Raw genomic sequence first — 13,996 nt, forward strand, 5'->3', positions numbered from 1 at the left:
GCTCAGGCGTGGGCGGCGAGCCAGCCCGCCACCGCCGAGGGCATCTGCTGCACGCGCCCCGGAAAGCCGCCGTGCGGGAAGCCCACGTGCCCGCCGCCGGCCGGCCGCCAGAAGGTGACGAAGCGCCCGGCCTGCTGCGGCCCGGGCAGCTCGTGCGCCGGCACGAAGGGGTCGTTGCCGGCGTTGAGCACCAGCGCCGGGATGCGCAGCCGTGCCAGGTGCGGCGCCGCCGAGGCCCGCGCCCAGTAGTCGGCCGTGCCGGCAAAGCCGTGCAGTGGCGCGGTGAAGGCGTCGTCGAACGCAAAGATCGTGCGCGCCGCCGCCACGCGCTCGCGGTCGAACAGGCCCGGGTGCTGCTGCCACTTCTTCAGCGCCTTGGGGATCATGGTCGACAGGAACATGCGCGCGTAGACGAGCCGGTTGAAGCCGCGGTCGATGGCGCGGCCGGCCGAGGCCAGGTCGATCGGCGAGCACACCGCGGCCACCGCGGCGGCCGTGGCGGCGGCGCCCTCGCCGGCCTCCTGCGCCCAGCGCAGCAGCGCGTTGCCGCCCAGCGAGATGCCCACCGCCAGCAGCGGCTGCGGGCCCGAGGCGCGCAGGCGCTGCAGGATCCAGCCGATCTCCTCGTAGTCGCCCGAGTGGTAGGCGCGCGGCGCGGGGTTGAGCTCGCCGCTGCAGCCGCGGAAGTGCGGCACGCTGCAGGCCCAGCCGCGCGCGCGCGCCACGGCCGCGAAGGCCTGTGCGTACTGGCTGGCGCTGCTGCCTTCGAGGCCGTGGAACAGCACCAGGCGGAGTGGCGCCGCGGCCGAGCCGGGCAGGTGGTCGACGTCGATGAAGTCGCCGTCGGGCGTGGCCCAGCGCTCGCGCACGAAGCGCGGCGGCTCGCCGTCGAAGCGGCGGGCGTGCAGCGCGGCCCAGATCGTCTGCGCGTTGCCGCCGGGCAGCCAGGCCGGCGGCCGGTAGTCGAAGGCCACCGCCATCAGTGCAGCGTGGTGGACGCGTCGTGCACCACCGGCACGGCCGGCACCTGCGGCTCGGCGGGGCTGGCGTGGTGGGCCACGATCCGCCAGCCCCGGGGCGACTTGAGGTACACGTTGGTGGCCACCCCCCAGCCGACCTGCCGACCCTCGGGCGTGAGGATCTCGATGCGCTCGACCAGGTGGTGCACCGAGGCGCCGATCTGCTGCAGCCGGTGCACCTGCTGCGGCGCCACCGGGATGCCGCCGTTCGCGAAGATGGCCTCGAAGCTGGCGCGGATGGCCGCCGGCCCCACCAGCCGCCCCCCGCCGCCAGGGTGCACGCAGACGATCTCGTCGTCGTCGGCCCACAGCGCCATCAGCGCCTCGATGTCGCCGCGCTGCAGCGCCTCGTAGAACTGCGCCTCGACGTCGTCGGGGCTGGTGTGCAGGGCGGCGGCGGGCGGGCGCGGCATGGGTGTCGGCCTCTCACACGCTCAGCGCAAGACCACGCACTTGCGGCCGTTGACGAGCACACGGTGCTCCAGGTGCCAGCGCACGGCGCGCGCCAGCACCATGCACTCGATGTCGCGGCCGGCGGCGGTGTAGTCCTCGGCCGACATCGCGTGGTCCACCCGCTGCACGTCCTGCTCGATGATCGGGCCTTCGTCCAGGTCGGCCGTCACGTAGTGCGCCGTGGCGCCGATGAGCTTGACGCCGCGGGCGTGCGCCTGGAAGTAGGGCCGCGCGCCCTTGAAGCTGGGCAGGAAGCTGTGGTGGATGTTGATGGCACGACCGGCCAGCGCCGTGCACAGCTCCGGGCTCAGGATCTGCATGTAGCGCGCGAGCACGACGAGGTCGATCTTCTCGCGCGCCACCAGCGCCTCGAGCCCGCGCTCCTGCGCGCGCTTTGCTTCGGCGCCGCTGCCGGCCTTCAGCGGCAGGTGGTGGAAGGGGATGCCATAGCTCTCGGCCAGCGCGCGGTGGGTCTCGTGGTTGCTCAGGATGGCCGGAATGTCGGCGGCCAGCGAGCCGCTTTTCCAGCGGAACAGCAGGTCGTTCAGGCAGTGGCCGTGCTGGCTCACCATCAGCAGCACGCGCGGCCGGGCCGCCAGGGCATGGAACCGAGCCGTCATGCCGAACTGCTGCACCGTGTGGGCGAACAGGCCCTGCAGCGTGGCCTGGCTGGCCAGCTGCGGCGGTGCTTGGAAGTGCACGCGCATGAAGAACAGGCCCGTGGCGTCCTCGCCGTCGAGATCGCCGAACTGCTGCGAGTCGACGATGTTGCAGCCGGCCTGGTACAGCAGCCCGGAGACCGCGTGCACGATGCCCTTGGCGTCGGGGCAGGTCATCGTCAGCACAAACTGGTGGTCCAGGCTCATGGGCGCGGATTCTAGGTTTTGGCCTGGATGCCGCTCGTCCGGGCGCCCAGGGCCGCGTCGACGGCACCGACCGCCGGGCCGCCGCGGCTGTGGCATCCTGCCGGCCTCGCCCAAACAGGGCGGCAGCCGAGCCGGGGTGCCCGATGAACAGCATGGACGTGGACGTGGTCCGCACCGCGATGGACTGGATGAACCGGGGCCATCGTGTCGTGCTCGGCACCGTGGTGCGCACCTGGGGCTCGAGTCCGCGCCCGCCGGGCAGCCTGATGATCATCCGCGACGACGGTCAGGTGGCCGGCTCCGTCTCGGGCGGCTGCATCGAGGACGACCTGATCGGCCGCATCCAGCGCGGCGAGCTGGCACTGCGCCTGCCGCAGGCCACCACCTACGGCGCCAGCGCCGAGGAGGCGCAGCGTTTCGGCCTGCCCTGCGGCGGCACGGTGCAGATCGTGCTGGAGCCTCTCAACGCCGGCAGCCGGCTGCGCGAGCTGCTGGCGGCCATCCAGGAGCACCGCGTCGTGCGCCGGCGGCTCGAGCTCGCCACGGGTCTGGTCACGCTCGCGCCCAACACCGAGGGCGACGAAGTCCGCTTCGACGGCAAGGCGCTCGAGACGGTCCACGGCCCGCGCCTGCGCCTGCTCATCATCGGTGGCGGCCAGCTCAGCCGTTATCTCGCGGGCTTCGCCGGCATGCTCGACTACCGCGTGACGGTCTGCGACCCGCGCGAGGAGTACCACGAAGGCTGGGACGGCCTGGAGGGCGTGACGCTGTCGCGCCAGATGCCCGACGACCTGGTGATCGCGATGAACCTCGACGCCATGAGCGCCGTGGTGGCCGTGACGCACGACCCCAAGCTCGACGACCTGGCGCTGATGGAGGCGCTCAAGACGCCGGCCTTCTACGTCGGTGCCCTCGGCTCGCGGCGCAACAACGACAACCGGCGCCTGCGCCTGCTCGACTTCGACGTGAGCCGCGCCGAAGTGGCGCGCCTGCGCGGCCCGGTGGGCCTGAACCTCGGCGGGCTGACACCGCCGGAGATCGCGATGAGCATCGTCGCCGAGATGACGGCGCTGCGCCGCGGCATCGACCTGGCCGGCCCGCTCGCGGACTGGGCGGCGTCCGACACGGCCTGCCGCACGGCCTGACCCCGCGGGCCCGGGGCTCAGCGCAGGTCCGCCGCGTCCGGCAGCTCGTTCGGGTTGGCCTGCCCCGCGGCCAGCGGGAAGTGCGCCACGAGCAGGGCGTCCACCCGGTCCACGGCCTGCGCCAGGCCGTCCTCGAAGCGCCCGCCGCGGAAGGCTTGGCGCATGCCGCCCACCAGCTGCTGCCAGGTCTCGGGCGGCACGGCACGCGCCAGGCCGCGGTCGGCCACCACCTCGATGGCGTGCTCGGCCAGCAGCAGGTAGATCAGCACGCCGTTGTTGTGCTCGGTGTCCCACACGCGCAGCTTGCCGAACACCGTGACGGCGCGCTCCCGCGCCGTGGCGCCGCGCCACAGGTAGGACAGCGGCAGCCCGGCCTCCACACACAGGCGGATCTCGCCGCTGTGGCGGCGCTCGCTCGTCGCCACGCGCTGCTCCAGGCGCTGCAGCGCCTCGGGGCCGAGCGCGCGCGCGGCGTCGGTCTCGTCGGTCCAGCGGTGCTTGAGGATGCGCAGCCAGCGGTTCATCTTGTCCGTCCCTACCAGTCGCCGGAGGCGCCACCGCCGCCGAAGTCGCCGCCGCCGCCCGACGAGAAGCCGCCACCGCCACCGCCACCGCCCCAGCTGCCGCCGCCCCAGCCGCCGATGTGCGGCAGGCTGCGGCTGCCGCGGCCCAGGCGCCGCGCCACCGCGCCGACGCCCACGATGCCCACGAGCACCAGCGCGGCCACGGCGGCACCGATGGCAATCAGCACGCTGGCCGTGATCCACCAGCCCAGGCCCCCGGCCACGCCGGCCGCCAGCAGCGCGCCCAGCTTGCGCCCGAAGAGGGCCGTGAGCACCTGCCCGGCCACGGCCACGGCAATGAAGAAAAACACCGCCAGGCCTTCGAGGTCCGGGTCGCTGTCCCCCGCGCGGTCGCCGCGGGTGTCGTGCCCGGGGTCGGGTGCGGGCAGGTTCTCGCCGCGGATGCGCGCCTCGAGCTGCGCCACCGCCGCCATCAGCCCGTCGCCATAGCGGCCCTCGCGGAACGGGGCGCGCAGGGTGCGGTCGATGATCTGGCGCGCGGCCAAGTCGGGGATGGCGCCTTCCAGGGCCTTGGCCACCTCGATGCGCACGCGGCGGTCGTCGCGCGCCACCACCACGAGCACGCCGTCGCCCACCTCACGGCGACCGATCTTCCAGGTGTCGGCCACGCGCTGCGCGTAGGCTGCGATGTCCTCGGGCGCGGTGGTGGCCACCATCAGCAGCACGATCTGCGGGCCGGCCTGGGCCTCAAAGGTGGCCAGGCGCTGCTCCAGCGCCTCGCGCTCGGCCGCCGCCAGCGTGCCGGTGGTGTCGATGACGCGGGCCGTCAGGGCCGGCACCGGCTGCACGTCTTGCGCGTGCAGCCCGCCGCCGCCCAGCAGGGCCGCCAGCGCCCACACCGCCAGCAGCAGGGAGCGCCAGTGGCGCATCACGGCCGTGCCCGCCGCGGCCGCGTCAGCGCGACGCCGCCGGTGCAGCCGGCGCCGCGGGCTTGTCAAAGCTCACGGCCGGCGGCGCGCTGATCGCGGCCTCGTTCTGCACCGCGAAGCTGGGCTTGACCTCGTAGCTGAAGACCATCGCCGTCAGGTTGCTGGGAAAGCTGCGCGTGAGCACGTTGTAGGCCTGCACCGCCTTGATGTAGCGGTTGCGTGCCACGGTGATGCGGTTCTCGGTGCCTTCGAGCTGCACGCGCAGGTCCTGGAAGCCCTGGTTGGCCTTCAGGTTGGGGTAGTTCTCGGTCACCATCATCAGCCGGCTCAGCGCGCTGCCCAACTCGCCCTGCGCGGCCTGGAAGCGCTGGAAGGCCTGGGGGTCGTTCAGCGTCTCGGGCGTCACCTGGATGCTGGTGGCCTTGGCGCGCGCCTCCACCACCTTGGTGAGCGTCTCCTGCTCGAAGTTGGCCTCGCCCTTGACGGTGGCGACGATGTTGGGGATGAGGTCGGCGCGCCGCTGGTACTGGTTGAGCACCTCGCTCCAGCCGGCCTTGGCTTCTTCGTCGAGGCGCTGGAAGTCGTTGTAGCCGCAGCCGGCCAGCGCGGTGGCCAGCCCGAGCACGGCGGCCAGCCGCAGGGCGCGGGATCGGATCGAGGCGCTTGGGGTCATGGAGAGGCTCCTGGCGGGCCGGTGGCCCGCATCGACGGGCGGCGCGATGCCGCCCACAACGGCCTGACATGGGGGCGCGAGAATCGGTTTTCAAGGACACGTGATCAGGGGGTGGCCGTGGGAGATGCGCTGCAGCAGGCGCTGCGGGGCGCGCGCCATGAAGCCGCGCCCGGGGCCGACGCGCTGGCGCCGCGGCTGGCGCTGGTGGTGATCGGTGCCGGCGGCGCACTCGGCTCGGCCGTGCTGGCCGAGGCGCTGGTGGCCGGCCGCTTTCGCCAGGTTGCGGCGCTGGTGGCGGCGCCCCTGGCCAGCACGCTGCGCGGCTTGCTGCCGCTCACGCTGGCTGCGCTGCATGCAGGCCAGGGCCCGGCCTTCGACGCCGCCGTCGTCGTCTTTGACCGCGAACGCCGCAGCAACGGCCGCGACGACGCCTTCGCGATGCCCGGCCCCGAGCAGCTGCTGCCGCTGGCGCAGGCCCTGCACGCCCGCGGCACGCGCCGGCTGGTGGTGCTGATGCCGCACGCGCCCGCCCTGCTGCCGCAGGCACTGGCGGCGGGGCTGGCCTCGGTGGACGAGGTGGCGCTGGCGGCGCTGGGCTTCGAGCACCTGGTGATCCTGCGCGCGGCGCGCGCCGACGGCTCGGCGCGGCCCCTGCGAGGGCTGGACCGCGTGGCGCAGCTGTGGCTGCAGCAGCTGCGCTGGATGGTGCCCACGCGCCTGCAGGCGCTGCGTCCGGCTGCGCTGGCGCGCTGCGTGGTCGAGCTCCTGATGGCGCTGCCGGCCAGCCCGCCGGGCACCCGCGTGGTATCGCCCGAGACGCTGTGGCAGTGGGTGCAGGACATCGAACAGCGCCAGCGCCCCGAGTGAACCCGGCCCGGCGCCGTCAGGGCGCTGGTGATAATGCCCCGCATGTGGCCGACCCTCATCAACGACACCTTCCTGCGCGCCTGCCTGCGCCAACCCACCGCCCACACGCCGATCTGGCTGATGCGCCAGGCCGGCCGCTACCTGCCCGAGTACCGCGCCACCCGCGTGAAGGCCGGCAACAGCTTCATGGGGCTGGCCACCAACGTGCAGTACGCCACCGAGGTGACGCTGCAGCCGCTGGATCGCTACGCGCTGGACGCCGCCATCCTTTTCTCGGACATCCTGACCGTGCCCGATGCCATGGGCCTGGGCCTGAGCTTCGGGGCCGGCGAGGGCCCGAAGTTCGCGCATCCGGTGCGCGACGAGGCCGCGGTGGCGGCGCTGGCCGTGCCCGACCTCGACCGCCTGCGCTACGTGTTCGACGCCGTCACCAGCATCCGCCATGCGCTGAAGGGCCGGGTGCCGCTGATCGGCTTCTCGGGCAGCCCCTGGACGCTGGCCTGCTACATGGTCGAAGGTGGCGGCAGCGACGACTACCGGCTCGTCAAGAGCATGCTCTACGGCCGGCCCGACCTGATGCACCGCATCCTCGATGTCAACGCGCAGGCCGTCACGGCCTACCTCAACGCGCAGATCGAGGCCGGCGCGCAGGCCGTGATGGTGTTCGACAGCTGGGGCGGCGTGCTCGCCGACGGCGTGTTCCAGCGCTTCAGCCTCGAGTACACGCGCCGCGTCGTCGCAGGGCTGAAGCGCGAGCACGAGGGCCAGCGCATCCCGGTGATCGTGTTCACCAAGGGGGGCGGGCCCTGGCTCGACGAGATTGCGGCCTGCGGCGCCGACGTTGTCGGCCTGGACTGGACGGTGAACCTCGGCGCCGCCCGCGCCCGCGTCGGCAGCCGCGTGGCGCTGCAGGGCAACCTCGACCCGGCCGTGCTGTTCGCCCCGCCGGAGGCCGTGGCGCGCGAGGGCATGGCCGTGCTCGACAGCTTCGGCCCGCCGCAGCGGCCCGACGGCAGCTGGGACGGCCACATCTTCAACCTCGGCCACGGCATCAGCCAGCACACGCCGCCCGAGCACGTGACGGCGCTGGTCGAGGCGCTGCACCGCCACTCGCGCACGCTGCGGCGCTGAAGCCCGCCGCCTTGGCGGCAGGGGCAAAGACGGTGGGCTTGTCAAGGGGTGAGTGAGCGCTCAGGGCTTGACTTATCCCCAGTTTCGATGCTGCGGTGCACCGCAAGGCCGGAGGCCGCCGCGCACCGCAGAAAATCACCGGACTACGTAGCAAATCCTTGATTCATATGGAATCCTGAGCCTGCCCTGAATTGAGGCAAGCAGCCCCACAGCCCGCAGAATCAAGCACTTGGCGCGGCTGGGCGCAGGTTTCGCACAAAGTTATCCACAGAAACCGGGTGCAAGTCGGAAAGTGCCTTGAAATCATGAACTTGGAGCACTTATCTGTGGCAATGCCTGAACAGCGGCGGGGCCGCGCGGCGGCGTGAGCGGGATCATCGCCGTGGCGTTGGAGACGCCGCGCCATGTGGCGCTGGCGCCCTGCCTGAGCTACCGGAGTGAGCGTGCGCTCGCGCCCGGAACCCTGCTGCGGGTGCCACTGGCACGGCGCGAGGTCCCGGGCCTGGTGTGGGACACGGCGCCGCAGCCGGTCCCCGAGGGCAATGAGCTGCGCGAGGTGCTCGAAGTCTTCGATGCGCTGCCGCCGCTGCCCGCAGAGTGGCGGGCGCTGGTGGACTTTGCCGCGGCCTACTACCAGCGCAGCGTCGGCGAGCTGGCGATGGCGGTGCTGCCGCCGGAGCTGCGCAAGATGGACAGTGCGGCGCTGGCGCGGCGCATCGGGCGCCTGCGCGGCCGCGTTGGCGCGTCAGTGGCCGCCGAAGGCGGCACGGCGCCGGCAGCAGGCGCATCCGCAGCCGGCGTGGCGCCCGAGCTGGCCGCCGAGCAGCGCCTCGCGCTCCAGGCCGTGGCCGAGGCGCGCGCGCGGCTCGACCTGCGCCCCCTCCTGTTGCATGGCGTCACCGGCAGCGGCAAGACCGAGGTCTATCTGCACGCGGCCGCCGAGGCGCTGGCCGCCGGCCGGCAGGCGCTGGTGCTGGTGCCCGAGATCAACCTCACGCCCCAGCTCGAGGCGCGCTTTGCGGCGCGGTTTCCGGGGCGCGTGCTGTGCAGCCTGCACAGCGGCCTCACGCCCGCGCAGCGGCTGCGCCACTGGCTGCAGGCCCACCTGGGCCTGGCCGACCTCGTGCTCGGCACGCGGCTGGCGGTGTTCGCGCCGCTGCCACGGCTGGGCCTGATCGTCGTCGACGAGGAGCACGACGCCTCGTTCAAGCAGCAGGAGGGTGCCCGCTACTCGGCGCGCGACCTCGCCGTCTGGCGCGCCCACCAGGCCGGCGTGCCGGTGTTGCTGGGCTCGGCCACGCCGTCGATCGAAACCTGGCACCGCGTGCAGCAGGGCCGCTACCGGCGCGTGCCGCTGGCCACGCGCATTGGCGGCGGCGCGATGCCCCAGGTGCGGCTGCTCGACATGGGCCGGCTGCCCAAGGTGGCCGGCGCCGAGCGCGTGCTGGCCCCGGCCCTGCAGGACGCCATCGAGCGGCGCATCGCGCGGGGCGAGCAGAGCCTGCTGCTGCTCAATCGCCGCGGCTACGCGCCGGTGCTGCAGTGCGGCGCCTGCGGCTGGAAGAGCGGCTGCCCGCACTGCAGCGCCTGGCGCGTGTTCCACAAGGGCGACCGCACGCTGCGCTGCCACCACTGCGGCTACACCGAGCGCGTGCCGCACGCCTGCCCCGACTGCGGCAACCTCGACATCGCGCCCATCGGGCGCGGCACCGAGAAATTGGCCGAGCAGATCGGCGCGCTGCTGCCGGCGGCGCGTGTGGCGCGCGTCGACGCCGACACCACCCGCGGCGCCGGCAGCCTGGAGCAGCAGCTCGCCGCCGTGCATGCCGGCGAGATCGACGTGCTGGTGGGTACGCAGATGGTGGCCAAGGGCCACGATTTCCGCCGCGTCACGCTGGTGGCGGCCGTCAACCCCGACACGGGCCTGTTCAGCAGCGACTTCCGCGCCCCCGAACGGCTGTTCGCCTTGCTGATGCAGGCTGCCGGCCGCGCCGGGCGCGATGCCGCGCAGTCTGCCGCCGCCGAGATGTGGGTGCAGACCTGGAACCCGGGCCACCCGTTGTATGCCGCGCTGGTGGCGCACGACTACGGGCGCTTCGCGCTGCAGCAGCTTCGGGATCGCGAGGCCGCCGGGCTGCCGCCGTTCGCGGCGCTGGCGCTCATCCGCGCCGACGCGAAGACGGCCGCGGCGGCGCAAGCCTTCCTGGCCGAGGGCGCGGCCGAGGCCGAGGCCGAGGCCTCGGCGCTCGGCCTGGCCGAGGCGGTGCGCGTCTACCGCCCCGTGCCGCCGCCGGTGGCCAAGGTGGCCGATGTCGAGCGCATGCAGCTGCTGCTGGAGTCGCCGTCGCGCAGCGCGCTGCAGCGCCTGCTCGCGGCCTGGCTGCCGCGGCTGGACGCACTCAGGCCCCGGCACAAGGGCCTCCTGCGCTGGGCGGTGGACGTCGACCCGGTGGCGATCTGAGCGCCCGCAGGCTGGCAGCGCCCAGCCCGGCCCGGGGACAGCCCTCCAGCCCTCAGCCGCCCGACAACACCCGTTGCAGCTGCAGCGCCTCGGCCACGTGCACGAGGCCAATGCGGTCGGCACCCGCCAGGTCGGCGATGGTGCGCCCCACCTTCAGGCAACGGTGCAGACGCCGGCCGCTCCAGCCCAGGCGCGCCGCCGCCTGCTGGACGAAGCGGGCGGCGGGCTCGTCGAGCGGGCACAGGGCGTCGATGCGCGCGGCGCCCAACCTGGCGTTGGCCTCGCCCTGCCGGGCCTGCTGGCGCTGCCAGGCCGCGGCCACGCGTGCAGCCACTGCCGCCGAGGGCTCGCCGGCCGGCGCCGCCATCAGCTCTTCGGGGCTGGCGGCGAGCACCTCCACCTGCAGGTCGATGCGGTCGAGCAGCGGGCCCGACAGCCGCCCCTGGTAGCGCGCCACTTGCTCGGGTGTGCAGCGGCACGCGCGGCCGACACGGCGGCCGCTGCCGAGCCAGCCGCAGGGGCAGGGGTTCATCGCGGCCACGAGCTGGAAACGCGCCGGAAAGCGCGCCTGCCGCGCGGCGCGCGAGATCGTCACCATGCCCGTCTCCAGCGGTTCGCGCAGCGCCTCCAGCGCCGCACGTGGGAACTCCGGGGTCTCGTCGAGGAACAGCACGCCGCCGTGGGCCAGGGAGATCTCGCCCGGCCGGGGCGGCGAGCCCCCTCCCACCAGCGCCGGCGCGCTGGCCGTGTGGTGCGGGGCGCGCACCGGGCGCTGGCCGCTGCCGGCCGTGGCCTCGTCGGTGGTGGTCCGCAGCCCGGCCACCGCGGCGGCGGCCAGCGCGTCGGCTTCGTCCAGGGGGGGCAGGAGGCCGGCCAGGCGCTCGGCCAGCATCGACTTGCCGCTGCCCGGCGGGCCCACCATGAGCAGGCTGTGGCCGCCGGCGGCGGCGACCTCCAGCGCCCGCTTGGCGGCCGCCTGGCCCTTGACGTCGCGCAGGTCCGGCCTCGGCTGGGGTGCGGCCGGCACAGCCGGCAGCGCCCGCGGCAGTGGGGTTGCGCTCTCGCCCGGCACCAGCGAGGCCACCACCTGGGCCAGTGAGCTGGCGGAACGCACATCGAGCGCACGTACCCTGGCAGCTGAGCTAGCGCTCACGTCAGGAAGAACCAGCATGCGGCTCGGCGCGTCGGCCTCCAGGGCCAGGGCCAGCGCCAGTGCGCCTCGCACCGGGCGCAGCTCGCCGGCCAGCGACAGCTCGCCGGCCCACTCGGCGGCATCCAGCCGCGCCCCATCGAGCTGACCGGCCGCCGCCAGCACGCCCAAGGCGATGGGCAGGTCGAAGCGACCACTCTCCTTGGGCAACTCGGCCGGCGCCAGGTTGACGGTGATGCGCTTGTTGTGCGGGAAGGCAAAGCCGCTGGCCTGCAGCGCCGCGCGCACGCGCTCGCGCGACTCCTTCACTTCCGTGTCGGCCAGACCCACCAGCGTGAAGCTGGGCAGGCCATTGGCCAGCTGGACTTCCACCTGCACGGGCGGCGCGTTCAAGCCGTCCAGCGCCCGACTGCGCACCACCGCCAGTGACATGACCTCTCCCTCGCTCAGGGCCGACGATGCTGCCCATGCACCATCGCCGTGCGACGCACCACGCGGGTGCACCCGGCCGAGGGATTGGTGCGGGTGCACCCCTGAAGGGGACAGCGGACGGGCCCCTGGCCCGCGCAGCCCGAACGCAGGCCGGCGCCGCCGCGAGCGGCGCATGGCACAGGCCTTGCAAACCTGGGCTTGATCGGCCGTGGGAGGCAGGGGAGTTCGTCGTTCGCCACGCCGTGGGCCCACGCCCTGTTCGTTGGGATCTCTTTTTCTGGTTTGCGACTTGAGGAGTCCGCGCAATGAAGATGGTGACTGCCATCGTCAAGCCCTTCAAGCTTGACGAAGTGCGTGAAGCCCTGAGCGGCATCGGCGTTCAGGGAATCACGGTGACCGAGGTCAAGGGCTTCGGCCGACAGAAGGGCCACACGGAGCTGTACCGTGGCGCCGAGTACGTCGTCGACTTCCTGCCCAAGGTGAAGATCGAGGCCGCCGTCGACGAGAGCATCGTCGAGCGCGTGATCGAAGCCATCGAGAGCTCGGCCCGCACGGGCAAGATCGGCGACGGGAAGATCTTCGTCACCGCGCTGGAGCAGGTGGTGCGCATCCGCACCGGCGAAACCGGCAAGGACGCCCTGTGATGCGCGCGCCGAGCCTGAGCCTTCCGAAAGAAGACGACATGAAGAAACTCCTCACCACCTTCCTGGCCGGCGTGCTGCTGGTCTTTGCCGGCCTGCTGATGAGCGGCACGGCCTTCGCGCAGGCGGCTTCCGCGCCGGCCGTGGCGGCCTCCGCCGTGGCCGACGCCGCCTCGGCAGCGGCTTCCGCGCCGGCCGCCGCGTCTGCCCCGGCCGAGGCCGCGTCCGCCGCCGCCGCGCCGGCTGCGGTCACGCCAGTGCCCAACAAGGGCGACACCGCCTTCATGACCATCGCCACCGTGCTCGTCATCCTGATGACGATTCCTGGCCTGGCGCTGTTCTACGGCGGCCTCGTGCGCAGCAAGAACGTGCTCAGCGTGCTGATGCAGGTGTTCTGCGTCTTTGCGCTGATCTCGGTGCTGTGGGTCGTGTACGGCTACACGCTGGCCTTCACGGCGAGCAACCCCTACATCGGCGGCCTGAGCAAGATGTTCCTGAGCGGCGTCACGCCCGAGTCGATCGCGGCCACTTTCAGCAAGGGCGTCTACATCCCCGAGCTCACCTTCGTGGCCTTCCAGGGCACCTTTGCGGCCATCACCACGGCGCTGGTCGTCGGGGCCTTTGCCGAGCGCATGAAGTTCTCGGCCGTGCTGCTGTTCTCGGTGATCTGGTTCACCTTCGCCTACCTGCCGATCGCGCACATGGTCTGGTACTGGGACGGCCCGGATGCCATCACCGACGCCGCCAGCCTGGCCACCGTGACGGCCAACGCCGGTGCGCTGTGGGCCAAGGGCGCGCTCGACTTTGCCGGCGGCACCGTGGTGCACATCAACGCCGCCATCGCCGGCCTGGTGGGCGCCTACGTGGTGGGCAAGCGCGTGGGCTACGGCAAGGAAGCCATGGCGCCGCACAGCCTGCCGCTGACGATGATCGGCGCCTCGCTGCTGTGGGTGGGCTGGTTCGGCTTCAACGCCGGCTCCAACCTCGAAGCCAACGGCATCGCTGCGCTGGCCTTCATCAACACCGTGGTGGCGACGGCCGCCGCCACGCTGGCCTGGATCGCCGGTGAAGCGCTGATGCGCGGCAAGGCCTCGATGCTGGGTGCCGCCTCGGGTGCGGTGGCCGGTCTCGTGGCCATCACCCCGGCCTGCGGCTTTGTGGGCGTGGGTGGCGCGCTGGCCATCGGCCTGATCTCCGGTCTGGTGTGCCTGTGGGGCGTCAACGGCCTCAAGAAGATGCTGGGCGCGGACGACTCGCTCGACGTGTTCGGCGTGCACGGTGTGGGCGGCATCGTGGGCGCGCTGCTGACCGGCGTGTTCGCCAGCCCGGCCCTGGGCGGCACCGGCATCTGCGACTACGTGGCCAACACCTGCGGCGGCTTCGGCGGCATCGGCAGCCAGGTCTGGATCCAGCTGCAGGGCGTGATCTACACCATCATCCTCTCGGGCGTCGTGGCGTTTGTGGCCTTCAAGATCGTCGACCTGACGATCGGACTGCGGGTGGCTGAAGACGAAGAGCGCGAAGGCCTGGACATCGCCAGCCACGGCGAGACCGCCTACAACAAGTGATCTGCCGCGAGCCGGCGCGCTGAGCGCGCCGGTGCAAAGAGACGGGGCCCGTGCTGCGCACGAGGCCCCGTTTGTCCATCTGGGCAGCCCTCTGGACGGCCGTGATTTGGGCGGAGAATGGTCCGTCTGGCGAGGTG

General features: G+C 72.9%; 13 protein-coding genes. 6 read left to right on the forward strand and 7 right to left on the reverse strand.

Annotated elements, in window-relative coordinates; translation table 11 throughout:
• Positions 1 to 2: 2 nt before the first annotated feature.
• From KA711_06380 to purU, 3 genes are read right to left on the reverse strand one after another with little or no spacing between them, the layout of a single operon-like run.
• Positions 3 to 980 (reverse strand): alpha/beta fold hydrolase, encoded by a 978-nt coding sequence (locus KA711_06380; protein MCM0608612.1) that lies wholly within the window; start codon positions 978 to 980, stop codon positions 3 to 5.
• A complete protein-coding gene (locus KA711_06385; protein ID MCM0608613.1) occupies positions 980 to 1,432 on the reverse strand; it encodes a nuclear transport factor 2 family protein in 453 nt (150 codons plus the stop codon). The genes KA711_06380 and KA711_06385 overlap by 1 nt, the downstream gene beginning before the upstream one ends.
• 21 nt (positions 1,433 to 1,453) lie before the next feature.
• A complete protein-coding gene (gene purU, locus KA711_06390; GenBank protein ID MCM0608614.1) occupies positions 1,454 to 2,338 on the reverse strand; it encodes a formyltetrahydrofolate deformylase in 885 nt (294 codons plus the stop codon).
• A gap of 143 nt (positions 2,339 to 2,481) precedes the next feature.
• Between purU and KA711_06395 the strand changes: the two genes are divergently transcribed.
• On the forward strand, positions 2,482 to 3,483 hold the full coding sequence (locus KA711_06395) for an XdhC family protein (protein ID MCM0608615.1): 1,002 nt from the start codon (positions 2,482 to 2,484) through the stop codon (positions 3,481 to 3,483).
• 17 nt (positions 3,484 to 3,500) lie between these two features.
• On the opposite strand, the gene KA711_06400 is transcribed toward KA711_06395, so the two are convergent.
• The 3 genes from KA711_06400 to KA711_06410 are packed head-to-tail and all read right to left on the reverse strand — an operon-like array spanning position 3,501 to position 5,609.
• Positions 3,501 to 4,007 (reverse strand): TPM domain-containing protein, encoded by a 507-nt coding sequence (locus KA711_06400; GenBank protein MCM0608616.1) that lies wholly within the window; start codon positions 4,005 to 4,007, stop codon positions 3,501 to 3,503.
• A gap of 11 nt (positions 4,008 to 4,018) precedes the next feature.
• The gene (locus KA711_06405; GenBank protein MCM0608617.1) at positions 4,019 to 4,936 is read right to left on the reverse strand and encodes a TPM domain-containing protein; all 918 of its coding nucleotides are present in this window, start codon (positions 4,934 to 4,936) and stop codon (positions 4,019 to 4,021) included.
• Positions 4,937 to 4,961: 25 nt separating this feature from the next.
• Complete coding sequence (locus KA711_06410) at positions 4,962 to 5,609, reverse strand: LemA family protein (protein ID MCM0608618.1); 648 nt, start codon at positions 5,607 to 5,609, stop codon at positions 4,962 to 4,964.
• Positions 5,610 to 5,726: 117 nt separating this feature from the next.
• Between KA711_06410 and KA711_06415 the strand changes: the two genes are divergently transcribed.
• From KA711_06415 to KA711_06425, 3 genes are all read left to right on the forward strand, one after another.
• Entirely contained in the window at positions 5,727 to 6,476 is a 750-nt protein-coding gene (locus KA711_06415) for a hypothetical protein (GenBank protein ID MCM0608619.1), read from the forward strand.
• Between the two features lie 42 nt (positions 6,477 to 6,518).
• A complete protein-coding gene (locus KA711_06420; GenBank protein ID MCM0608620.1) occupies positions 6,519 to 7,607 on the forward strand; it encodes a uroporphyrinogen decarboxylase in 1,089 nt (362 codons plus the stop codon).
• A gap of 364 nt (positions 7,608 to 7,971) precedes the next feature.
• Positions 7,972 to 10,068, forward strand: coding sequence for a primosomal protein N' (locus tag KA711_06425; protein MCM0608621.1), 2,097 nt, complete (start codon positions 7,972 to 7,974; stop codon positions 10,066 to 10,068).
• A gap of 52 nt (positions 10,069 to 10,120) precedes the next feature.
• Here KA711_06425 and KA711_06430 read toward each other — a convergent pair whose 3' ends face one another.
• Positions 10,121 to 11,650 carry a YifB family Mg chelatase-like AAA ATPase gene (locus KA711_06430; protein ID MCM0608622.1) on the reverse strand — a complete coding sequence of 510 codons (1,530 nt, stop codon included), beginning with the start codon at positions 11,648 to 11,650 and terminating at the stop codon, positions 10,121 to 10,123.
• Positions 11,651 to 11,955: 305 nt separating this feature from the next.
• On the opposite strand from KA711_06430, the gene KA711_06435 reads away from it, so the two are divergent.
• Both KA711_06435 and amt read left to right on the forward strand, forming a co-directional pair.
• Complete coding sequence (locus KA711_06435) at positions 11,956 to 12,294, forward strand: P-II family nitrogen regulator (GenBank protein MCM0608623.1); 339 nt, start codon at positions 11,956 to 11,958, stop codon at positions 12,292 to 12,294.
• A gap of 98 nt (positions 12,295 to 12,392) precedes the next feature.
• Positions 12,393 to 13,859, forward strand: a complete 1,467-nt coding sequence (gene amt, locus KA711_06440; protein MCM0608624.1) for an ammonium transporter — start codon at positions 12,393 to 12,395, stop codon at positions 13,857 to 13,859.
• Positions 13,860 to 13,996 lie beyond the last annotated feature (137 nt).

Source organism: Ideonella sp. WA131b (genome assembly GCA_023657425.1).
Lineage (GTDB): Bacteria > Pseudomonadota > Gammaproteobacteria > Burkholderiales > Burkholderiaceae_C > Rubrivivax.